Annotated in this window: 26 protein-coding genes; 13 read left to right on the forward strand and 13 right to left on the reverse strand. The window is 62.1% G+C overall.

The genetic code is table 11. The annotated features are described in order from the left end of the window. Positions 1–268: 268 nt before the first annotated feature. Complete coding sequence (locus tag ACR0M3_RS17190) at positions 269–838, reverse strand: GcrA family cell cycle regulator (protein ID WP_267363457.1); 570 nt, start codon at positions 836–838, stop codon at positions 269–271. Between the two features lie 126 nt (positions 839–964). Between ACR0M3_RS17190 and ACR0M3_RS17195 the strand changes: the two genes are divergently transcribed. Then, positions 965–1,768: an ABC transporter permease gene (locus tag ACR0M3_RS17195; RefSeq protein WP_480870682.1), complete on the forward strand. Its 804-nt coding sequence runs from the start codon at positions 965–967 to the stop codon at positions 1,766–1,768. On the opposite strand, the gene ACR0M3_RS17200 is transcribed toward ACR0M3_RS17195, so the two are convergent. The 3 genes from ACR0M3_RS17200 to ACR0M3_RS17210 all read right to left on the reverse strand — a co-directional run bounded on the left by ACR0M3_RS17200 (position 1,765) and on the right by ACR0M3_RS17210 (position 4,409). Beyond that, positions 1,765–3,000, reverse strand: a complete 1,236-nt coding sequence (locus tag ACR0M3_RS17200; protein WP_480911896.1) for an MFS transporter — start codon at positions 2,998–3,000, stop codon at positions 1,765–1,767. The two genes, ACR0M3_RS17195 and ACR0M3_RS17200, sit on opposite strands and share 4 nt — an antisense overlap. 106 nt (positions 3,001–3,106) lie before the next feature. Continuing rightward, positions 3,107–3,991 (reverse strand): DMT family transporter, encoded by an 885-nt coding sequence (locus tag ACR0M3_RS17205; protein WP_480773906.1) that lies wholly within the window; start codon positions 3,989–3,991, stop codon positions 3,107–3,109. Positions 3,992–4,043: 52 nt separating this feature from the next. Then, positions 4,044–4,409, reverse strand: a complete 366-nt coding sequence (locus ACR0M3_RS17210; RefSeq protein WP_480586237.1) for a MerR family transcriptional regulator — start codon at positions 4,407–4,409, stop codon at positions 4,044–4,046. Between the two features lie 74 nt (positions 4,410–4,483). Between ACR0M3_RS17210 and ACR0M3_RS17215 the strand changes: the two genes are divergently transcribed. From ACR0M3_RS17215 to ACR0M3_RS17230, 4 genes are all read left to right on the forward strand, one after another. Next, entirely contained in the window at positions 4,484–4,744 is a 261-nt protein-coding gene (locus ACR0M3_RS17215; RefSeq protein ID WP_480773905.1) for a zinc ribbon domain-containing protein, read from the forward strand. Positions 4,745–4,986: 242 nt separating this feature from the next. After that, positions 4,987–6,174 (forward strand): acetylornithine transaminase, encoded by a 1,188-nt coding sequence (locus ACR0M3_RS17220; protein ID WP_480911844.1) that lies wholly within the window; start codon positions 4,987–4,989, stop codon positions 6,172–6,174. A 75-nt stretch (positions 6,175–6,249) separates the two neighbouring features. Then, positions 6,250–7,176, forward strand: coding sequence for an ornithine carbamoyltransferase (gene argF / locus ACR0M3_RS17225; RefSeq protein ID WP_480473650.1), 927 nt, complete (start codon positions 6,250–6,252; stop codon positions 7,174–7,176). A 58-nt stretch (positions 7,177–7,234) separates the two neighbouring features. Then, positions 7,235–7,579: a 5-carboxymethyl-2-hydroxymuconate Delta-isomerase gene (locus tag ACR0M3_RS17230; RefSeq protein ID WP_480473649.1), complete on the forward strand. Its 345-nt coding sequence runs from the start codon at positions 7,235–7,237 to the stop codon at positions 7,577–7,579. A gap of 24 nt (positions 7,580–7,603) precedes the next feature. Here ACR0M3_RS17230 and ACR0M3_RS17235 read toward each other — a convergent pair whose 3' ends face one another. The 3 genes from ACR0M3_RS17235 to ACR0M3_RS17245 are packed head-to-tail and all read right to left on the reverse strand — an operon-like array spanning position 7,604 to position 8,787. Beyond that, positions 7,604–7,918 (reverse strand): monooxygenase, encoded by a 315-nt coding sequence (locus ACR0M3_RS17235; protein WP_480473648.1) that lies wholly within the window; start codon positions 7,916–7,918, stop codon positions 7,604–7,606. 36 nt (positions 7,919–7,954) lie between these two features. Then, positions 7,955–8,332, reverse strand: coding sequence for a hypothetical protein (locus ACR0M3_RS17240; RefSeq protein ID WP_480473647.1), 378 nt, complete (start codon positions 8,330–8,332; stop codon positions 7,955–7,957). Then, entirely contained in the window at positions 8,329–8,787 is a 459-nt protein-coding gene (locus tag ACR0M3_RS17245) for a MarR family winged helix-turn-helix transcriptional regulator (RefSeq protein WP_480473645.1), read from the reverse strand. Before ACR0M3_RS17245 ends, ACR0M3_RS17240 begins: the two co-directional genes overlap by 4 nt. A 176-nt stretch (positions 8,788–8,963) precedes the next feature. Here ACR0M3_RS17245 and ACR0M3_RS17250 point away from each other — a divergent pair, with 176 nt between their 5' ends. After that, entirely contained in the window at positions 8,964–9,956 is a 993-nt protein-coding gene (locus ACR0M3_RS17250) for a pirin family protein (protein WP_480911847.1), read from the forward strand. A 45-nt stretch (positions 9,957–10,001) separates the two neighbouring features. After that, on the forward strand, positions 10,002–10,976 hold the full coding sequence (locus tag ACR0M3_RS17255) for a 2-dehydropantoate 2-reductase (RefSeq protein ID WP_480911850.1): 975 nt from the start codon (positions 10,002–10,004) through the stop codon (positions 10,974–10,976). A 9-nt stretch (positions 10,977–10,985) separates the two neighbouring features. Here the strand turns inward: ACR0M3_RS17255 and ACR0M3_RS17260 are convergent, their stop codons facing one another. The 3 genes from ACR0M3_RS17260 to hrpB all read right to left on the reverse strand — a co-directional run bounded on the left by ACR0M3_RS17260 (position 10,986) and on the right by hrpB (position 15,658). Continuing rightward, entirely contained in the window at positions 10,986–12,464 is a 1,479-nt protein-coding gene (locus ACR0M3_RS17260) for an inorganic phosphate transporter (RefSeq protein WP_480911852.1), read from the reverse strand. An 89-nt stretch (positions 12,465–12,553) separates the two neighbouring features. Continuing rightward, positions 12,554–13,012, reverse strand: a complete 459-nt coding sequence (locus ACR0M3_RS17265) for an NUDIX hydrolase (protein ID WP_480911853.1) — start codon at positions 13,010–13,012, stop codon at positions 12,554–12,556. A gap of 192 nt (positions 13,013–13,204) precedes the next feature. Further along, positions 13,205–15,658: an ATP-dependent helicase HrpB gene (gene hrpB, locus ACR0M3_RS17270; RefSeq protein ID WP_480911854.1), complete on the reverse strand. Its 2,454-nt coding sequence runs from the start codon at positions 15,656–15,658 to the stop codon at positions 13,205–13,207. A 173-nt stretch (positions 15,659–15,831) separates the two neighbouring features. On the opposite strand from hrpB, the gene meaB reads away from it, so the two are divergent. From meaB to ACR0M3_RS17295, 5 genes are all read left to right on the forward strand, one after another. Beyond that, positions 15,832–16,803, forward strand: a complete 972-nt coding sequence (meaB, locus tag ACR0M3_RS17275) for a methylmalonyl Co-A mutase-associated GTPase MeaB (protein WP_209598140.1) — start codon at positions 15,832–15,834, stop codon at positions 16,801–16,803. A 232-nt stretch (positions 16,804–17,035) separates the two neighbouring features. Further along, positions 17,036–17,323, forward strand: a complete 288-nt coding sequence (rpmB, locus tag ACR0M3_RS17280) for a 50S ribosomal protein L28 (RefSeq protein ID WP_008756960.1) — start codon at positions 17,036–17,038, stop codon at positions 17,321–17,323. 189 nt (positions 17,324–17,512) lie between these two features. Continuing rightward, a complete protein-coding gene (locus tag ACR0M3_RS17285; protein WP_209505706.1) occupies positions 17,513–17,662 on the forward strand; it encodes a hypothetical protein in 150 nt (49 codons plus the stop codon). Positions 17,663–17,731: 69 nt separating this feature from the next. Then, positions 17,732–18,082: a hypothetical protein gene (locus tag ACR0M3_RS17290; protein ID WP_480539525.1), complete on the forward strand. Its 351-nt coding sequence runs from the start codon at positions 17,732–17,734 to the stop codon at positions 18,080–18,082. A gap of 38 nt (positions 18,083–18,120) precedes the next feature. Further along, positions 18,121–18,594 (forward strand): copper chaperone PCu(A)C, encoded by a 474-nt coding sequence (locus tag ACR0M3_RS17295; RefSeq protein WP_209505710.1) that lies wholly within the window; start codon positions 18,121–18,123, stop codon positions 18,592–18,594. 92 nt (positions 18,595–18,686) lie between these two features. Here ACR0M3_RS17295 and ACR0M3_RS17300 read toward each other — a convergent pair whose 3' ends face one another. Then, complete coding sequence (locus ACR0M3_RS17300; protein ID WP_480484523.1) at positions 18,687–19,295, reverse strand: HdeD family acid-resistance protein; 609 nt, start codon at positions 19,293–19,295, stop codon at positions 18,687–18,689. A gap of 62 nt (positions 19,296–19,357) precedes the next feature. After that, entirely contained in the window at positions 19,358–20,056 is a 699-nt protein-coding gene (locus tag ACR0M3_RS17305) for an NAD-dependent deacylase (RefSeq protein WP_480507840.1), read from the reverse strand. A gap of 27 nt (positions 20,057–20,083) precedes the next feature. Between ACR0M3_RS17305 and ACR0M3_RS17310 the strand changes: the two genes are divergently transcribed. Then, a complete protein-coding gene (locus ACR0M3_RS17310) occupies positions 20,084–20,527 on the forward strand; it encodes a low molecular weight protein-tyrosine-phosphatase (protein WP_480911858.1) in 444 nt (147 codons plus the stop codon). Here the strand turns inward: ACR0M3_RS17310 and ACR0M3_RS17315 are convergent. Beyond that, positions 20,524–21,477 (reverse strand): LysR family transcriptional regulator, encoded by a 954-nt coding sequence (locus ACR0M3_RS17315; protein ID WP_480484520.1) that lies wholly within the window; start codon positions 21,475–21,477, stop codon positions 20,524–20,526. The two genes, ACR0M3_RS17310 and ACR0M3_RS17315, sit on opposite strands and share 4 nt — an antisense overlap. Positions 21,478–21,510 lie beyond the last annotated feature (33 nt).

The following is a 21,510-nucleotide window of genomic DNA, read 5'->3' on the forward strand; positions in this document are numbered from 1 at the left end:
CAGAACCAACAGGCTGAGAGGAATAAATCGACTGCTTTCGGCTTCGCCAACCGGCAGTTCAAACGTCGACTTCTTCAACACTATCTCCGCAAAGTTGACGCTCCGAACTAAAACACCTTCGCAGCATTCAGCGAGGGTGTTTTCTTTGTAAGAGCTCGTTACGTCTTGCGTCGTTCTTGACTATGCAACGCCTCCGGTAAGAGGCGTGGCGAAACGCCTGCGCCCTTTTCACGTTCCATAGACAAGATTTAGGTTCTTGTGTTCGCAATTACCGCCGCCGGTCGCGGCGCGAGCTCATGGGTTGGAAGGCCACGCCCACATGCGCCTCGCAATAGGGTTTGCCCGCCTCGACCGGCAGGCCGCAGAACCAGAAATCCTCGGTCGCGGGGTCGCCCACGGGCCACTTGCAGGTCTTCTCGGTCAGTTCCATCAGCGTCAGCTTCTTGGCCTTCTTCTCGATCTCGTTGACCTTGGCCAGCGCCTCGGGGCTGATCTCGTTGGCCGAGGGCTGTGGCGGCAATGGCTGGCCGGCCGGGATGATCTGGCGGCGCGCCGGAACGGCGGGTTTCGCCTCGGCAGCAGCAGCCGGGCGCGCCGGTTCTGTTTTTGGCATGGGTCTGGGCTTGGCTTCGGCCTTGGGCGCGGGTGCCGGTTTCTCTTTCGGTTCGGACTTGGCCGGGGCTGCGCCTGCTGTCCGGTTGGACAGGCCCAGGCGGTGGACCTTGCCAATCACCGCGTTACGGGTCACGCCGCCCAGTTCCTTGGCGATCTGGCTGGCCGACTGGCCTTCGCCCCACATCTTCTTCAGCAGTTCTACGCGCTCGTCTGTCCAGGACATCGTCAGCCTTTCAAAAGCGGAAAGCGGCCCCGGATTCGGGCCGCCTTGGGAATTCGTCTCAGCCCCCTATTCTAAACACTGCAGCCCGAGTTACAAGCTGTCTTCGAATCAGGTTGAGGGCAAAGCATGCAGAATCCCGCAGAACAGACCGCACGCAGCTTTGGGGCAGTCAACTGGATGGGGCTTTACACGCTGGCGCAGCGCGAGATTCGGCGCTTTCTTTCGGTCTGGACCCAGACCGTTCTGGCGCCTCTGGTCACGGCTGGCCTGTTCCTGCTGATCTTCACAATCGCCATTGGGCCCAGCCGCCCTGACGTCATGGGCGTGCCGTTTGTGGTGTTTCTGGCACCGGGGATCCTGATGATGACGGTGATCCAGAACGCCTTTGCCAATACCTCCTCTTCGATGGTGATTGCAAAGGTGCAGGGCAATATCGTCGACACGCTGATGCCGCCGCTGTCCCCGCTCGAGATCCTGCTGGGGTATCTTGCCGGTGGCATCGCCCGTGGCCTGATGATCGCGCTGGTGATTTCGATTGCTTTGCTGGTTTTGCTGTCCATCGCGCCCCAGCACCCGTTGATTGCGCTGATCTTTGTTGTTCTGGGGGGCGCATTCATGGGCGCGCTGGGCCTCTTTGCCGGGATCTTTGCGAACAAGTTCGACCAGATGGCCGCGATCACCAACTTCATCGTCACACCTCTGGCTTTCCTGTCGGGCACTTTCTATTCGGTCGAGGCGCTGCCTCCTGTCCTGAACCGTCTGACCCATCTGAACCCGGTCTTCTACCTGATCGATGGGCTGCGTTACGGCATGATCGGCGTGTCCGACAGCTCACCGTGGTTGGGCATGGCAGTTTGTGGTTTTGCCACGCTGGCCATCGGGCTGATCACCTGGCAAATGCTGCGCACCGGTTATCGGCTTAAGGCTTAACCGGTCTCTGCCAGCCTGTCGGGCGGCAGGGCAGGTTTGGGTTCGCCCAGCCGCGGATGCAAGCGGGCCGAGACAGCCCATGCCCCGAACAAGGCAATCCCGCCTGCCGCGAACACACCGGCCACCGGTGCCACCAGCAGGACCAGAGCTGCAACACCGGGCGTCAGAATGCCCGAGACATCGCGGTAACTGGAATAAATCGCCGACATCTCGGTTCGCTCAGACGGTTTAACGGCCATAAGGAAGGGCAATCCGGCGCAGATATCCAGAACGATCAGCCAGACAGACCCCAGAACCAGCGCAGCGACCGAGGCGACCGGCCATCCCGCGACCAATCCGGCTGCGAAAAAGCAGGCCCCCGCGGCGGCAAACCCGATGCGAACAGCCGACCTGAGCGACCGCGTCTGGACCCAGCGCAGGATCAACGGGGCGGCCAGCAGCATGGCGTTTGTGCACGACAGAAGGATGCCGCCCAGTTGCTCTCCCAGCCCGTTTTGGATGGCGAAAATGGGCAGGTAGACCACATATATCCACCACCCGCAGGACCGGATCATTGCAAACAGATATCCGGCAACCAGTCGGGGTTGGACAAAGAACCGGGGAAGAAAGGCCAACGGGTTCTTGGCCGGACCACGGGCCTTGGTGATCAGCTTGCCATTGCCCAGACGCATGCGCCAGAACTGCGCCAGCATGACCAGCGCCGCTCCGGCACTGATGACAAACGGGGCAGGGCGCCAAAGCTCCATCAGCAGAACACCGGCCATTGGGCCGCCCGTCCATCCCAAAGCGCTGTAGAACATGCGGCTGGTCTCGCACCGGCCAAGTTCGATCTTGCTGATGTAATCCAGCACATAGGTGTTGAAGCAGATGAAAGTGACAACCGCGGCCATGGTATTCAGGGCCAACGCGCCGACCACGGCCTCGGGGCTGCCCACGATCGCCAGCGATGCACCGCAGATGAACATGACGCAACCGGTGGAATAGGCCCATCTGCGCGGTACAAAACGGATCAGGAACGGCACCATCAACCCGACCAGCAGGGACAGGATGCCAATCAGGAAATACAGGAATGACACGGACGAGGCATCGCCCAGCGCCCGGTACATCGCCAGCGGAAAGACCGAAATCAGAATACCGCGCACCACGGCTTCGATTCCGGCCAGAATCCCGAAATCGCGCACCGATGGGGCAGGCGCGTGGCGTACCCATTCAGGTATTCGGCGTTCATGCATAACAAACTCGCAAATCAACTCAGCCCAGAATGCGCCGGTCACCTCGCCATTCATGGGGATTTGCGACACAAAGGTCGCCCCTGAACCGCAAGGGCGGTTTTTTCTGTCAGGTCCGGCGGTTTACCGCCTCGCGCCAGACCAGGATCAGCCCTCCGGTCAGAATCGTGACCGCGCCAATCAGGCTGATCCGGTCGGGGATCACATCAAACACCGCAAAATCGTACAGCGCGGCGAAAATCAGTGTGGCATAGCTGATCGGGGCCACGAATGACGCGTCCGCACGTGCCATGCCGTTGATGAAACAAACCTGCGCGCAGGCCATCAGCAGGCCGATCCCCACCAGCGCAACCCATTGCTGTGGCGTAGGCATGTGAAACACAAAGCTGACCGCGACCGTGGCGATCACCAGCCCCATCGTGTTGTTGATCAGCAGAATCTGGATCGGGGCCTCGCGCCCCGACAGTTTCTTGATAAAGATCAGCTCCATCCCGATAAACGCAGCCGCAGCCAGCGCCAGAAGGGCGGCGGGTTGAAAACTTGCAGGTGTCGGGCGCAGCAGGATCACCGCACCCGCAAGGGCCACGGCCGCCGCCAGCCAGCGCCACGGGCCGACGCGTTCCCCCAATAGCGGAATGGCCAGGACCATGCCAAAGACCGGGTTCAGAAAGGAGATCGCCGTCGCATCCGCCATCGGAATGAACGCAACAGACGCGAACATCAACGTCACCCCGGCCCAGCCAAAGCTGGTTCGCCCGACATGCAGCCCCCAATGGGGCCGCCCCAGCCGGGGACGAAGCACTGCGACCGCCGACAGGATGGCAAGCAGGGCAAACAGAAACCGCCCGTGACTGATCTGCATCGCGTGCAAGGGTGGCCCGAGTGTGTCCGTCCCCAAGGCCTTGGCCAACAGCGTCGTCGCCGCGATAAAGGCGGTCGCGACAAAGATCAGCCCTGCGGCCAAAGCAGGATTTTGCGCCTTCGGGGTGAACATGGGCGAAAGCGGTGCGCCAAAAAAGGGGCCTTGGCAAGACGCAATTCAGCGCTCAGCGCAAAACCGGAGCGGCCGCCAGCGCCGCCTTGGCTTGTTTGAGGCTGTCCAGAAACCGCTCCGCACGCACAATCCGTGCTTCGACCTCGTCAATCCGGTCCTGCAAAAACGCCTCGCCGTCAAAGCTGTCGGGATCGGCGGCTTCCAACTGCCCCAGCAACATGACCAGTTCTGCAATGCTGATGCCTGCCGCCTGTGCATCGGCAACTTGCTCCAGCGTGATCAGCGCGTCTTCGGGATAGTCGCGATAGCTGTTGGTGTTGTCCGGACCCGGGCCTGACCGGATCAGCCCTTGGCGTTCATAAAACCTCAGCGTGTCACGGCTCAGCCCGCTGCGCCGCGCAAGTTCCCCGATCCGCATGTTTCAAAACCGTTGACTCAACTCCATGGTTTTGATCCTATGTCAGACAGTCATTCTCTGCAAGGACATGCACCATGGGTCCCAAATGCCAAAGTTGCGGCATGCCGCTGTCAAAAGATCCCCAGGGCGGCGGGTCCGAAGCTGACGGCGGGCGCAGCACGCGTTACTGCTCGCTGTGTTACGAAAACGGTGCATTCCGCCATCCCGACGCTTCGCTGGAAGAGTTCCAGTCTCATTGCGTCGATGCCCTCGTCGCCAAAGGCATGCCCCGCATCCTTGCCTGGGCTTTCACCCGCGGTATGGGCAAGCTCGACCGCTGGCGCCCGGCGAAATGATCCGGCGGTAATTTTGACGCGGCGGCAATAATAGGGTTTTCAGGCTGTCTTTTCACGTCTATAGAGCGGCCATGATCAAACGCGCACATATCCAGCTGCTCCGACGCCGACGCCTCTTTGCGTAATCGGCCTGTTTGATCCCATGTGCCTGCCAAATTGGCACAAATCTCACCAAATCTGTTGACGAACCGGGCCTTCGTGTATCACTCACGAGGCTCAAACGACCCGAAAAGGATGATCCCATGATCCCGTCCGTTCTGCCGACCTATAACCGCGCGCCCCTGTCATTTGTAAAGGGCGAAGGCGCCTGGCTGACCGAGGCGGATGGCCGACGTTTTCTGGACCTTGGCGCAGGGATCGCGGTGAACGCACTGGGCCACGCCCATCCGGCACTGGTGGCCGCCCTTACGGAACAGGCCCACGCGCTGTGGCATGTCTCGAACCTCTACAACATCCCGCAACAGCAGGCACTGGCAGACAAGCTGGTCGAACACACCTTTGCGGATACGGTATTCTTTACGAATTCCGGTACCGAAGCCTGTGAACTGGCCGTGAAAATGGCCCGCAAGTATTTCTATGACAAAGACCAGCCCGAACGGGTTGAGATCATCACCTTCGACGGTTCCTTCCATGGCCGGTCGTCGGCGGGCATCGCAGCGGCCGGGTCTGAGAAGATGACCAAAGGCTTTGGCCCGCTTCTGCCGGGCTTTGTCCACGTCGCCTTCGGTGATCTCGACGGTGTCACCGACGCCATCACGGAAAATACCGCAGCCATCCTGATCGAACCGATTCAGGGCGAGGGTGGCATCCGCCCCGTACCCGATGCCGAACTCAAGGCCCTGCGCGCCATTTGCGACGAACACGGTCTGCTGCTGATCCTGGACGAGGTGCAATGCGGCGTCGGTCGGACCGGCAGGCTCTTCGCCCATGAATGGGCGGGGATCTCCCCGGATATCATGATGGTCGCCAAAGGCATCGGCGGCGGTTTTCCTCTCGGTGCCGTGCTGGCAACCGAAGACGCGGCATCCGGCATGACCGCAGGCACGCATGGCTCCACCTATGGCGGCAACCCGCTGGGCTGCGCCGTGGGCTGTGCTGTGATCGATCAGGTCGCCACACCCGCCTTCCTCGAAGGTGTCAACCGCAAGGCCGGCCTGTTGCGCCAGAAACTCGAAGGCCTGGTTGCCGATCACCCCGAGGTCTTCGAAGAGGTGCGCGGATCGGGCCTGATGCTCGGCCTGAAATGCAAGGCGCTCAATATCGACGTGGTCAATGCGGGCTATGACAATCTGGTCATCACCGTCCCCGCCGCCGACAACGTCATCCGCCTGCTGCCCCCCCTGACCCTGACCGAGGATGACATCGCCCAGGCCATGATCCGCCTCGAAAAGGCCGCCAATCAGATCGAAACCCAGCTCGCAACTGCCTGAGCTTCATCTTTTCCCAAATACTCCGGGGGTGTGGGGGCTGGCCCCCACCGCCCGACCAGCCAAAAGCGAAGCGATATGAACCATTTTCTCGACATCCACAAAACCGATGCCACCGCGTTGCGGTCCATGATCGATCAGGCGGGCGCGATGAAACAGGCGCGTCTGGGTCGTCCCAAGGCCGCCCCTGATGACGAACAACCGCTGAAAGACCGCATGGTCGCGCTGATCTTCGAAAAACCCTCGACCCGGACGCGCGTGTCCTTTGACGTGGGCGTGCGCCAGATGGGCGGGCAGACCATGGTGCTGTCGGGCAAGGACATGCAGCTGGGTCACGGCGAAACCATTGCCGATACCGCCCGTGTGCTGTCGCGCTATGTCGACATGATCATGATCCGCACCTTTGATGAGACCATCCTGACCGAGATGGCCGAATATTCCGACGTGCCTGTCATCAACGGCCTGACCGACCGCACCCATCCCTGCCAGATCATGGCCGACGTGCTGACGTTCGAGGAACACCGCGGCCCCATCGCAGGCAAGAAAGTGGTCTGGACCGGCGACGGCAACAATGTCTGCGCCTCGTTCCTGCACGCCGCCGGTCAGTTCGGCTTCGATCTGACCTTCTCCGGCCCGGCCCAGCTTGATCCGGAAGAAGAGTTCATGGGGTTTGCCCGCCAGAAGGGGTCCAGAGTCGTCATCGAACGAGACCCGCACAAAGCGGTCGAGGGCGCCGATCTGGTGGTTGCCGACACCTGGGTTTCGATGCATGACAGCCAGTCCGCCAAGGAACGCCGCCACAACATGCTGCGCCCCTATCAGGTCAACGCGGAACTCATGTCACATGCCAAACCCGACGCGCTGTTCATGCACTGCCTGCCCGCGCATCGTGAGGAAGAAGCAACCTCCGAGGTCATGGACGGCCCGAACTCGGTCATCTTCGACGAGGCCGAAAACCGCCTGCACGCACAAAAGGCCGTCATGCGCTGGTGTCTTGGCGTTTAGGATCACCTTGCAGTTTCGAGAGGGCCATCAGGCTCTCTCATGACCTTCGGAGCATTCAATGCCTCACGTCACACTGGAATTTTCCAAATCTCTGGACGACACTCATGATTTCCAGATGATTTGCGAGCGGCTGCATGCTGTTCTCGCAAAACATGATGAAATCGACGCCTCAGCGCTCAAGATCCGCGCCGCACCGATTGCCTATTCCTTCATCGGCACGCAACCGCAGACCTTCGTGCATGCCACGCTGCTGTTGATGCGTGGCCGGGATGAGGCCACACGGGCCGAGCTTAACGCCATCATTCTGGACGTTCTGGCCCAGACCTTGCCCGAGGTCGGCAGCATCACCGTGCAGGATGTCGAGATGACCCGCGCCACCTATGCAAAGCGCCTGGCAGGTTGATGGCGCGGGTACTCTCCGGGTCCGTCAGCCGTGTATCGGCGCGTTGTTGATCGCGCTGAGGTCTTCCATGATATCAAAGACATGATCCGAGGTCACTGCGACCCCGATGGCCTCAAGGCGTTTCAGGTGCATCGCCTTGTAGGTCTCCAGACTGGCGCGATCGCGAAACAGATAGGTCGATCCGAAATGGTTCGTGCCTTCTTCGACGGTCCAGATTTTCCAGACGACACCGGGTTCCTGGGCGATGCTTTCAGCCAGTTCCTTTGTTCCGGCCAGAAACTCTGCGGTTACGGGTCCGTCATAGGCCAGATGCAGATCCCAGATTTTCATCGTACTCATGGTCAAATGCTCCACGTTCAGGGGTAGGGGGTGTGGTCAGCGGTTCCTGCCAAGCTGCACAAAGCTCAGAATGGCAAGCAGCGCAAAGAAGATGGGGTCGGACCAGCCAAAGCCGGTGAACACCCCGGTCAGACAGGCATAAAGCGTGATGACAACGCCCAATATGTTGGTCCCCATCAGACCTTTCAGGATGTTCTGTGCCGTCTCGGTACCGGTTTCAGTGTTTCGAAACAGGAAGCTGATTAGGCCGATGCCACCCAGAAAGATCGCATTATGCTGCGACAGAAACACGGCATACCGATCGTTCAGTTGCAGTCCATAATTGGGCCAAAGGATGGTTGGCGCAAATAAAAGCGCCAATGCGAAAAACATGTAGATCACACCATGCGCGGTCAGGAAGGTTTTGTTGGTCATGTCTCGCCTTTCTGTGGTTGGGGCAGCTTTTTGCGAAGCTGGTTGAGCGTTCTGATTGTCTCGCGTCTGGTTTCGGTGCTCAGGCGTCCGAATATCTGCTCCAGCGCCTGATTGTGGACGGGCATGAACGCGGCCACTTTCTGTTTTCCGGCTTCTGTCAGGCGTAAAACGCGGGCGCGCTTGTCGGTTTCATCAACGGTCTTCTCCACCAGACCGGCCTGAATCAGGTTTTTGACGACAACATCCAGATTGCCGGATGTGGACAGCGTCAGGCGCAACAGGTCATTGATCGACAGCGCACCTTTGGTGTTCAGGGTCTCCAGCGCATCCCACTGAGGTGCCGTCAGACCCCCGGCGCGAAACACCGGTCCCATGGCACGCATGAACAACTGCTGGCTGCGCAACAGGGCCAATACCAGGGCCTGATTTTCTCGGTTTTGAGTCTCGTGTGTCATGGCAGTCATTTATCACTAGTTAGGGATAATATCAAGATGCACCACCACGCGCGAATGCCGCAAATATGCACGTCTCCCGTGCAGGGCTGCACTGACGCCGGGCCCGGGCCTGCATATATTTTGACTTAGCGAATGCAGACCTGCTTTGGATGATCAAAAAGGCCGAGGATACGAATGTGAGCTGGAACCCGTCCCACACCACCGACGCAGCTGAAAACGGCGCGCTGGAAACACTCATCATTCCCCGCGCCCGCGATCTGGGCGGGTTCGAGGTGCGCCGCGCGCTGCCCTCGGTCAAACGCCAACTGGTTGGCCCATTCATCTTCTTCGATCAGGTCGGCCCGGCAGAATTCGTCACCGAAGGCGGCATTGATGTGCGTCCGCACCCGCATATCGGGCTGGGAACCGTCACTTACCTCTATCAGGGCGAATTCGAACACCGCGACAGCCTCGGCACTCACCAGATGATTTACCCCGGCGAGGTCAACTGGATGGTTGCAGGCCGTGGCGTGACCCATTCCGAGCGCACCAGCGAAGAAACGCGCGGCAAAGGCCACAAGCTGTTCGGCATTCAGACCTGGCTTGCCCTGCCCGAAGCGCAGGAGGATATGGCCCCCGAGTTCGAACACCACAAGCAAGGCGCGCTGCCCCATATCCAAGACAAGGGCGTCAGCGCACGGCTGATCCTCGGCAACGCTTATGGCGAAACCAGCCCCGTGACGATGCTGTCCGAGACCTTCTATCTGGATGTTCAGCTTGCCCCCGGCGCGTCCTTCCCGCTGCCCGACGACCACGAGGATCGCGGTGTCTATGTCACGCAAGGATCGATCGAGATTGCAGGCGACATGTTCGACGAAAGCCGCATGATGGTGTTCCGCCCCGGTGACAGGCTGTCGGCCCGGGCAGGCCCGCAGGGCGCGCGGCTGATGCTGCTGGGCGGTGCCACTCTGAATAAGGATCGCTATATCTGGTGGAACTTCGTCTCATCCTCGAAAGAAAAGATCGAGACGGCGATTCATGAGTGGAAAAGCGCCGATTGGGTCAATGGCGCCTTCCACCTTCCGGCAGGGGATGACCGCGAGTTTATCGCCATTTCAGAACAGTTTGAGCGTACTAAGCCCCGGTTGGCCCGCCCGCGTACGGCGTCGGGGCCGGGTGGGCTTGTGTAACCGTCCGTTTGCGGTGATCCTTTCTGGTATACCAGAGGGGGTATCATGAAACTTGTCATCGCAGGCGCGGGCAGCATCGGCTGCTACTGCGGCGGTTTACTGGCCCGCTCAGGGCATGCGGTGACCTTGCTGGGTCGTGCCCGTGTACTGGACCCCATCCGCGAACATGGGCTGACGGTCACGGATTACGATGACCTCAATGCCCATGTTGCGGCGGAAACCCTGACACTCAGCACCGATCCTGCTTGCCTGGATCAGGCCGAACTGGTCATCGTCACCGTCAAATCCGGGGCGACGGCGGATATGGCCGGACATATCGCGGACGCCGCCTGTTGGGACGCACCCGTCCTGTCCTGGCAAAACGGGATCGAGAATGCGGCAACCCTGCGCAAGGCGCTGCCCGGTCGCGATGTGCGCGCGGGCATGGTCCCCTTCAACGTGGTCCCGAACGGCCCCGCCACCTATCACCGGGCCACATCGGGCGAAATCGTCATCCAGAACGGCCCCGGCGATCTGGCCACCGCCCTCAGCAGCCCGGACCTGCCCGTTATCGCAACTGACCGGATCGAGGCGGTGCAATGGGGCAAGCTGGTGATCAACCTCAACAACGCGCTGAACGCGCTGTCGGGCCTGCCGCTTGTGGATCAGCTGCTCAGCCGTGACTGGCGCAACCTTATGGCCGATCAGATGGCCGAGGCGCTGTCCGTTCTCAAGGCGGCGGGGCATCCGGTGGCCTCGACAACGCCGCTTCCGGCGTGGATGACGCCGCATATCCTGCGGCTGCCGACACCTTTGTTCAGCCGGATCGCGGCGCGGATGCTCACCATCGACCCCACCGCCCGGACCTCGATGGCCTATGACCTGATGGCCGAGCGGCAAACGGAAATCGACAGCCTTCAGGGCCATATCATTCGGCTGGGGCACGAAACCGGGGTGCCCACCCCCCTTTGCACGAAAGTGTCTGACCTGATCAAACACGCGCCCGATCATCCGCTGTCCCCGGAACAGATCAGGCTCTGATCGCAGTCGTCAGACGAGTCTGGTCAATGTCCAGAAAATCACGGCCGACATGGCGGCTGCGGCAGGCACGGTCACGACCCAGGCCGCAATGATCGTCATGAAATGCGACCGCCGCACCAGCTTGCGCCGCCGGTATTCTTCCGGGGCCAGCTTCTGCGCTGTCGCGTTTCGCCCATTGTTCTGTTTCCGCCTGCGATCCGACTGCCACTCACGATAGAACCCGACGCCAAAGATTGCGCCAACGGCGATATGCGTGGAACTGACCGGCAGGCCCAGCCAGCTGGCGACAATGACCGTGATCGCCGCTGACAGCGCCACGCAAAACGCCCGCATCGGGTTCAGCTTGGTGATCTGGCTGCCGACCATCCGGATCAGCTTGGGCCCAAACAGGAACAGACCGAACGATATCCCGAACGCGCCGATGATCATCACCCATAACGGGATCGAAACCTTTTGGGCGAAATCCCCGAACTCTGCCGCGTGGACAATCGCCGCCAGGGGGCCGACCGCGTTGGCCACATCATTTGCGCCATGGGCAAAACTCAGAAACGCGGCCGATATCACCAATGGCAGGCCAAACAGGGTTTTCAGCGACCGGGTCCGGTTCTCCAGCCCCTCGGACTTGCGACGCACCCAGGGAACCGTCAGCGCCCAGACCAGCACACCGCTGCCCAGACCGATCAGCAGCGCCACCTCCAGTTCGATCTTCACGATCCGCTTCAGACCCTTGACCGACAGGTAGGTGGCGAACGCCGCCGCCATCACCGCCACAAGGATCGGCACCCAACGCCGCGCGGCGGCGATCTTGTCGTCCTGATACTGGATCTTGGTCTTGATCAGCGCCAGGAATGCCGCCGCAATCACGCCGCCTAGAACCGGAGATATCACCCAGCTGGCCGCAATCGCGCCCATCGTGCCCCAGCTCACCGCACTCAGCCCGGCAGCGGCAATCCCCGCGCCCATGACCCCGCCAACAACCGAATGCGTTGTCGACACCGGCGCGCCGATCCAGGTCGCCAGATTGACCCACATGGCGGACGAGATCAGCGCCGCCATCATGGCCCAGATGAACACGTTACTGTTCTGCACCGAGGCCGGGTCGATGATCCCCTTCGAGATGGTCGAGACCACATCGCCTCCCGCAAGCAAAGCGCCCGCGCTTTCGGCAACGGCGGCGATCACGATGGCACCGCCCATGGTCAGCGCGTTCGCACCCACCGCGGGACCCATGTTGTTGGCCACGTCATTGGCACCGATGTTGATCGCCATATAGGCTCCGAACGCGGCCGCAGCCACGACGATATAGGTGCCGTCGGCGCGTCCAAACAGCACCGCCGCCATCAATCCGGCAAGCACCATGAACGCCAGTGCAATTCCCGGCGCCAGCAGCGGGCGGGCGACGTGAAGATTGGCGATTTCTACGCGCGAGATGCGTTGCAGGTCGCTGTCAAGCGACTGCCAGCGCGGTTTTGAATTTGTGTCAGACATGGGCTTGGTCAAAGATTGGCAGATCGCCCGCAGCTAACGGTTTCCCGGTTCAGGGGCAAGCGCGCAGCCATCAAATTGTTGCGAAACGGCTACATCTGTCGCAGCAGCGCCTGCAACTCGGGCTCCTGAACCCGTTTGGCGGCTTCTGCCGGTGAAAACCACTGACGTTTTCGCTTGTCCACTTCGGGAAAATCATCGGCCAGCTCGCGCACGGAAACCCGGTAGACACGGGTCAGGACCGACTGTGCCGATCCCCCCTTGAAGATCTTGTCATAGGTGAATTGGCCGACGGGCTCCTTGTCGACCGCTTCTGCGCGCACGCCAGCCTCTTCCCACGCCTCCAGCAGGGCCGTCTCCAACCCGTCCAGACCATTGACAGGCCAGCCTTTCGGGATGATCCAGCGCCCGGTTTCGCGGCTGGTGATCAGCAGAACCTCGTCCTGACCCTCATGCCTGCGTGTACACAGGGCCGCAAACTGCACCCGTTGGGGGCGCAGGAACAAGGGGCGTCCGACCTCTTCCCAGATATTTCGCAGCCAAGCACTCATAAGATGTTCTTCAAATCCTGTTTCTGTCTTCGAAACCTGTGTGACGTAACAACAATAATGCCAGACTTCAATGAAATGTCCGCTTATTTCTGATTATGACCGGATTTTCGGTCAATTTACTGTGATTTGTGAGATTTCGCGCAACGGCCCCGAAAGCCCGAGCCGCTTGCCGGAAGCGACGCGGCAATGGGTCTAATCCCGCCTGCGTTTGGCCCTCAGCGTCGGGTCGGCCTGTGTCGGGTCTTCGGGCCAGGGGTGTTTGGGGTATTGCGCCCGCATATCCTTGCGCACATCCGCATAAGACCCAGCCCAGAACCCCGGCAGATCGCGGGTAATCTGGATCGGGCGCTGCGCGGGGGACAGCAGGGTGATCTTCAGGGGCTGTCCGCCAACCACCGGATGCCGGGTCACGCCGAACAGCTCCTGCAACCGAACCGATATTTCGGGGACCGCCGCGCCATAGTCGATCGGCACCTTGCGCCCCAGCGGTGTTTCAAAGGATCCCGGCGCGCGGCGGTCCAGCTCCTGGGTCTGGGCCCAGTCCAGCCGCGCGCGCAAGGCGGGCAGCGGGTCAAACCGTTTCCAGTCCTCTGCGCTTTTGACACCGGACAGCATCGGCAACAGCCAGTCGTCCAGCTCGGCCATAAGACCTTCGACCGAAAAGTTGGGCAGGTCCACCCCGTCGGCACGCACCAGTTCTACCCGCGCGGCCAGCCGTGCGGCGGCCCCGTCCAGCCGCAACCCCAGATCGCGCACCCCGTCCAGCATCGCACGCGCCACGGCGTCATCCGGGACGTCCTTCCAGATGCGGTCGTCCAGCGTGATCGCCCCAAACCGCTCCTGCTGTCGTGACACAACCCGCCGCTCACGTTTTGACCAGGCGCAAACCTCGTCCCAATCGATCTGATCGGCGAACAGTTCGCGGATCTCGCGTTCCGAAATCTGGGTGGCCATCCGCACTTTTGCCTCGCGCGGGTTTCCATCGGTGTCGGTGACAACCAGAAAAGGCGCCGCCGCCAGCGAATCGCCGCTGTCCAGCACGACACCTTTGCCCCCCGACAACACATAACGCGGCGCATCGCCCTTGCGCCGCTGCCCGATACGGTCGGGATAGGCGAGGGCGGCCATGGCAGCAGCGCTCAGATCATCCGTCTTGCTTCCGGCCTGTTTCCTCAACCGCTTGGCCTCGGCATTGATCCGATCCACGGCGCCCATGTTCACCTGCCAGACCCGGTTGCGCTGAAAGGTGCGCACATCCCGCTGTGCCTCTTGCCGCAAGGCGATATCCACCGGCGCGCCGCGCAGGGGGTCGCGCTCGGCCATCAAAGCGGCCAATGGCGCGGCATTCGGTCCGGCCCGCACCAGCATATGCCCCAGCCGGGGATGCAACGGAAGCGCCGCCAGCGCCCGCCCGTGTTCGGTGATCCGCCCCTTGCCGTCCAGCGCGCCCAGCATCGCCAGAAGGGCACGCGCCTCGGCCATCGCGCCTTCGGGTGGCGGGGTCAGAAAGGCCAGATCGGCGGCATCCGCGCCCCACAGGGCCAGCTCCAGCGCCAGCCCGGTCAAATCGGCGGCTTCGATCTCGGCAGGCGGGTACGCGGCCAGCGCGCCCTCTTCCCCCTTTGACCAAAGCCGGTAACACAGCCCTTCGGCCACACGGCCTGCACGACCCGCACGTTGCGTGGCCTCAGCCCGTGTTACCCGCTCGGTCACCAGCCGGGACATGCCCGAGCCCGGATCAAACCGCGCCCGCCGCGCTTGCCCCATATCCACCACCACCCGGATATCGGGGATCGTCAGCGAGGTTTCGGCAATCGACGTCGCCAGCACCACCTTGCGTCCGGTCTCAACCGGGGCAATCGCCGCGCGCTGGGCCGCAAAGGGCATGGCCCCGAACAGCGGGCACACCGTGCAATTGGCGGGCAGGCGTCCGGTCAGGGCTGCCTCAGCCCGCCGGATTTCACCCTCACCGGGCAGAAACACCAAGATCCCGCCACCGGTGGAGCGGGTCTCGCGCTCGGCCTCAACGACCAGATCGACCAATGCATCCAGCCGCCGCGCCTGTGGCCCCAACGGCCGATCCAGCCAGCGCATCTCGACGGGATAACTCCGCCCTTCCGACGTAACCAGCGGCGCGGCCATCAGGTGCCCCACCGGGTCTGCGTCCAGCGTGGCCGACATGGCCAGCAGAATCAGATCGTCCCGCAACGCGCCCGTGACCTCAAGGCACAGCGCCAACCCCAGATCCGCGTTGAGTGAGCGTTCGTGGAATTCATCAAAGATCACCGCCCCGATGCCCGGCAGGTCAGGGTCCGATTGCAGCATCCGGGTCAGAATGCCCTCGGTCACCACCTCGATCCTTGTTTCTTTTGACACTTTCGCGTCGCCCCGCACGCGGTAGCCAACACTCTGGCCTGCGCGTTCTCCCAGTGTCTCTGCCATCCGCTCTGCCGCGGCCCGTGCAGCCAGTCGCCGGGGCTCCAGCATCACGATCCTGCCGCCACACAGACCCGCCTCCAGCATCGCCAGCGGAACCCGCGTGGTCTTGCCCGCACCGGGCGGTGCTTGCAGCACGGCCCGCCCCTGCGCGCGCAGGGTGTCCAGCAGGCCGGGTATGGCATCGTCTATGGGCAGGCGTAGGGTCATCCGGCCCTTATCCGCGATCCCGCAGGTGGCGTCCAGTTTCCGCGCTCACATCAGCAAATCGCCCCGCACGAAATGACGCAGGCTGCGCGATCTTCGCACTTCCTGCCGCCTCCGGTCTGGACAAACACCCCCCAAGCACGGCAACTGTTCCTGCCTCTAGGATCGGGACAAGAATGCAGACAGACAGCCTGAGCGACAGAATTCTGAAGGGCGAGCGCCGGGCGCTGGCGCGTGCGATCACCCTTGTTGAAAGCAACCGCGCCGATCACCGGGCACAGGCCAGCGACCTTCTGGCACAGCTTGCCGGTTCGGGGCGTCAGGCGCTGCGCATCGGTCTGTCTGGCACACCCGGCGTGGGCAAGTCCACCTTCATCGAAAGCTTTGGCATGATGCTGACAGGGCAGGGGCTGCGCGTCGCGGTTCTGGCGGTCGATCCCAGCTCGGCCCGCTCGGGCGGCTCGATCCTGGGCGACAAGACCCGGATGGAACGCCTGAGCCGCGAGCAGAACGCCTTCATCCGGCCCTCTCCCAGCCAGAGCCACCTTGGCGGCGTCGCCCGCCGCACTCGCGAGGCTATCGCCCTGTGCGAGGCCGCAGGCTATGACGTGGTGCTGATCGAAACCGTGGGCGTGGGACAGTCGGAAACTGTGGTGTCCGAACTGTCAGACCTGTTCCTGCTGCTGCTGGCCCCGGCGGGTGGGGACGAGTTGCAGGGCGTCAAGCGCGGCATCATGGAAATGGCGGACATCATTCTGGTCAACAAGGCCGATGGCGACCTGAAAGCCACCGCCACCCGCACCTGCGCGGATTATGCCGGCGCACTGCGGCTGCTGCGCAAACGCCCGCAGGACCCCGAAGGCTTCCCCAAGGCGATGACCGTATCCGCCGTCGAAGAACACGGGCTGGAACAGGCCTGGGACGAAATGCAAACCCTGACCCAATGGCGCCGCGACACCGGTATCTGGGAGGCCAACCGCGCTGCCCAGGCCCGTTACTGGTTCGATCAGGAGGTCCGCCACGCCCTTCTTGCCCGCCTCGACACACCGCAGGCCCGCGCCGAGATGGAGCGCCTGAACGACGAAGTCTCACAAGGGCGACTCAGCCCGGCGGTCGCTGCCGGTCAGCTTCTGGACACGCTCGGCTAAAGGGCCGCCATAGACGTTTCACCTTTTGCCAAATACTCTTGCCAACGGCATGGCCCGTCCGGGCCATTCCTGCATGGCAGGCAAAATGAAAGATTTCGCGCGGCCCGTCTTGACCCTCCGCGCGATTCCCACTACACGCATCCAACCAGTTTTCGGGCGCGACTTCGGGTTGCGCCCCTTGTGATTTGGCCGCGGGTATCCAGCCCGGCCTCCAGAAACAAAGGAAGAAACCATGTCGCGCCGTTGCGAACTGACCGGAAAAGGCCCGATGACTGGCAACAATGTCAGCCACGCCAAAAACAGAACTCGTCGTCGTTTTCTGCCGAACCTGAATGACGTTACCCTGCAGTCCGAAACTCTGGGCCGTGGCGTCAAGCTGCGCATCTCGGCGGCTGCGCTGCGTTCGGTTGACCACCGCGGTGGTCTGGACGCGTTCCTAGCCAAAGCCAAGGATGATGAGCTGTCGGCAAACGCTCTGAAAGTGAAGAAAGAAATCGCCAAGGCGCAAGCTTCGGCCTAAGGTCTTTCAACCAACAGAATTTCAGGCCCTGCACCCTCTCGGTGCGGGGCCTTTTCTGTTGGGCCAGCCCCTTTCGGCCCCCATTGTTCTCAATCTGGAACTAATTTTTCGCCATTGGTGAACTTCTTCACATACAGGTTTCCGAATCTGACCTAACGTCACTGTCATTCATCAGGCGGGGGCCACATTATGACGTTAAAAAGTTTTTATCTTTTCCTGTTTCTGGCCGCGGTATTCCGCAAGGCGATTGCAACCTGCACGCGGATGCAGCGCTGGGTGAACCGGTCTCATACCAGCTTCACGGCAGACACGGTAAAAAGACCCGGACTGGATTACTGAAAAACAGCTTCAAGCGCGACCCTTTGGCGCTTGAAGCTTTTCCCGCTGCTGACCTATAGCTGGGTCAGGATGAGACCTGTTGTTACCAGATTTCTGCCTTATGCGCTGTCCCTGCTGCTGGTTCTGACCGGGCAGGGGCTGGCCATGTCGCGCGGCATGGACAAGGCCGTGGGTCAGATGGTGCTGTGTACGGGCACCGGACCGGTCGTCGTCTATATTGACGAAAACGGGCAACCCACTGCACCGCCGCATTTTTGCCCGGACTATGCAATATCCCTGCTGGGGGCCGTGGCTGTCGCGCAACCAGCACTGCCAGCCGCGCCGGAACGGGCGCAGCCAGCTCCGCTGCGGCATCTGGGCAACCAGATCGCCCTGCCGGTTCCCGCAACCCCGGCCCGCGCGCCTCCTGTCAGCGTTTGAAAACCACCCTTTTCAAACCTTTATACAGGAGAGGCACGATGTCCCTCAAAACCACTCTGCTTGCAACTCTGGCCGCCGTGTCGCTGGCCATCCCCGCCTTTGCCGAAGGCCCCATCAAGGTTGACGACGCCTATGCCCGCTCCTCGGGCAAGACCGCCATCGCCGGAGCCGCGTTCATGATGATCCACAATCAGGGCGACGCCGATGACCGGCTGATCGGTGCAACCTCGGACGCGGCAGCGCGTGTGGAATTGCACACCCACAAGGTCGATGAAAACGGCGTAGCCAAGATGGTGCATGTCGAAGAAGGCTTTGCCATTCCGGCCGGTGAAACCCACATGCTGAAACGTGGCGGCGACCATGTGATGTTCATGGGGCTGACGGCCCCGTTCGAACAGGACGCCATGGTGCCGGTCACGCTGATCTTTGAAAAGGCAGGCGAGGTCGAGATCGAGATTCCCGTCGATCTGGAACGTCAGGACAAAGGCGGCCACGGATCACATTCGAACTAGGGCAGCGCCTGTCTTCGGGCCGCGCTGCGGCCCTCATCCATGCGTCAGGCCGGGCTTTGCCCGGCCTGATTTCCATGCGGCTGCGGATAGAGCTACTTGTTGATGGTTTTCATACCGACGCGGTCGCCCGCCTGCCGAAACCGAGAGGCCAGCCAGAACATCACAGCGGCCATGGCCAGCGCCGAGAATGCGATACCCCATCCCAGCGCAACCAGCGCCACCGCCGGCCAGATCATCAGGACAAGCCCGACGACAAGCGCGACAAATCCCGAGACGCGCATGGAACCGCGTTGCGGGTCACTTGCATGCATCTGCCCGGCAGCCGCCAGGGATCCGATCCCGATGATCAGTGCCCATGCGCCCATGAGGAAAAACGCCAGTTTCACCGTGCCTTCCGGCCAGATCAGCAGGACAAGCCCGATCAGAAGCGCGCTGATCGCAGCACCTCCCAGCACCCCGCGACGACCAACACCCAAAAGCGTCAGCCCACCGTCGAGGATCAGCAACACACCGACCAGCCGCAGCAGCAGCGCGATGCTGCCAGACGGCCAGAACAGCGCTGCAATACCGACAAGCCCGGCCAGCACCCCGCGCAGCAGAAAAGTCCACCACAGGCTGGACAGCTGTTCCCCCAGCATGTCACGCCCGGCCATGCTGCCGTCATCCAGGATTTCACCGGTGCGGGGGTCTTGATCAGTCATGGCGTGTCCTCCAGTCGCTATCGCAGATAGTGTACACAAATTAAGCCAGCGTTGTCTGTAGCTTAAGAATATCCCGCAAGAAGCTGACCGACCCATCGCGGAACCGTTTCGGATGCCCTGCCGACAATGCGCTCATCAAAGCCCGACGGCCCGGGCGTCGGCTCCAGATTGATCTCGACCGTCCGCGCGCCCACCGCCTGCGCCTCGTGGACAAAGGCCGCCGCCGGATAGACCTGACCCGAGGTGCCGATGGCGGCAAAGATCGATGCGCTGGCAAGGTGGTCGTAGATGTCGTCCATGTAATAAGGCATCTCGCCGAACCAGACCACATCGGGCCGGGCGGTGGGCTGGCCGCAGGCGGGGCAGGGCTCGGCGACGGCCATTTCGGGCGGGGCGGGCCAGCGATGATCACACCCGGAACACAGGGCTCCCGCCAATGTGCCATGCATGTGGATGACACCCGTCGCACCGCCCGCTTCATGCAGGCTGTCGACATTCTGGGTCACGATCACGACCTCTGCGGGCCAGCCCTGCTGCAACCGCGCCAGCGCCATGTGGGCCGCATTGGGCTGCACAGCGGCGGCCTGAACGCGGCGCGCATTGTAAAACCCCTGCACCAAGGCGGGATCGCGGGCAAAACCTTCGGGCGTGGCCACATCCTCGATCCGGTGCTGCGCCCACAGCCCGCCTTCGTCGCGGAAGGTGCTCAGCCCGCTTTCAGCCGAAATCCCGGCCCCGGTCAGAATGACGATCTTTTCCATATCCCCTCCGCGCGTTACACCTTGGCCATGACACACCGTATCCTCTTTGTCTGCCTGGGCAATATCTGCCGCTCTCCCGCGGCCGAGGGCGTCTTTCGCGCCCGCGCACCGCATCATGCAACCGACAGTGCCGGTACCATGGGCTGGCACACGGGCAATCCGCCCTATGGCCCGATGCAGAAGGCCGCAAACCGCAGAGGCATCGACCTCGGCGACCTGCGCGCGCGCCAGTTCACCGTCGCGGATTTCAACCGGTTCGACCTGATCATCGGCATGGATGCCCAAAACATCGCTGATATCGAAGACCTGCGCCCACCGGGCAACGGCACACCGGTTCGCCTGTTAACGGATTTCGCCCCTCAGACCGGTGCCGATCACGTACCCGATCCGTATTACACGCGGGATTTCGACGGTGCTCTGGACCTGATCGAAGCAGCGGTTGACGGGCTTGCCGCCCATCTGGACACCTAGCCGCCGGTCACCCGCAACTGGCCGCTCAGCCAGGGCAGCTTGGCAACCGCCGGGTCCACGATCTGGTTCTGCATCAGACGCCGGGTCATGCCCGCAACCTCCTGCGGGACCTGATCGGACCACTCGGTGCGCGCCAGCAGCGATATGTTGCGCGAGAACTCTCCGAACGGGGCAGGGTGCGCCTCCAGCCCCTCATGGAACCGCGCCGCGCGCATGAAGCCCAGCGGCGTGGTGATCGCCCAGCCCAGACCCCGCGCCACCATGGCCATCAGCGCCATGTGCGAGCCGATCTCGAACCGTTCCTCGAACACCTGCGACCGGCGCGCCAGATGCGCCTCGATCTGGCGGCTGATCAGCTGCTCGCGGGCATAGCGCAGAAACGGCAGCCGCTCCTGCACGGCCTCGACGCCCCCCGATCCCTGTGGGGCCACCAGAATGAACGGATCGTGGACCAGCGGGTATTCGACCACCCCCTCCAGCACTTCGCCGCTATGGGCGGTGACCGCCATATGCAGGCGCTGCTCGGCCAGGGCTTCGAAGAGATCAAGGCTCGACAGGGTGATCAGCTTGAATTTCGACCGGGTCAGGCTGTCGGCCAGCAAGGTGGCCAGCCGCGGCGTCAGATCATTGTCGAAATCATCGATCAGCCCGATCGACAGCGTGGTCAGATGCCCCAGATCCATGACCGACAGCTCGCTCTGGGCCATGTGCAGCTCGGACAGAACCGCCTCGGCCCGCGCAAGGAAACTGCGCCCCGCCTGCGTCAGCCGCATCGGCCGCCGCCCGTGATCGACCAATTCGGTCCCCAGCGCGTTTTCCAGATTGCGCAATTGCTGCGAAACGGATGGCTGGCTGAGCCCCGTGATCTCGGCAGCCTGCGCCACCGATCCCGTCCGCGCCAATGCCTCGAACACTTCAAGGCCCCGCAGGGTCAGCCCTTTCATTACCATGCAATACACCTTTCGCTGCGCCTTTCTGGGACG

It is taken from the genome of Ruegeria sp. O5 (assembly GCF_056535105.1).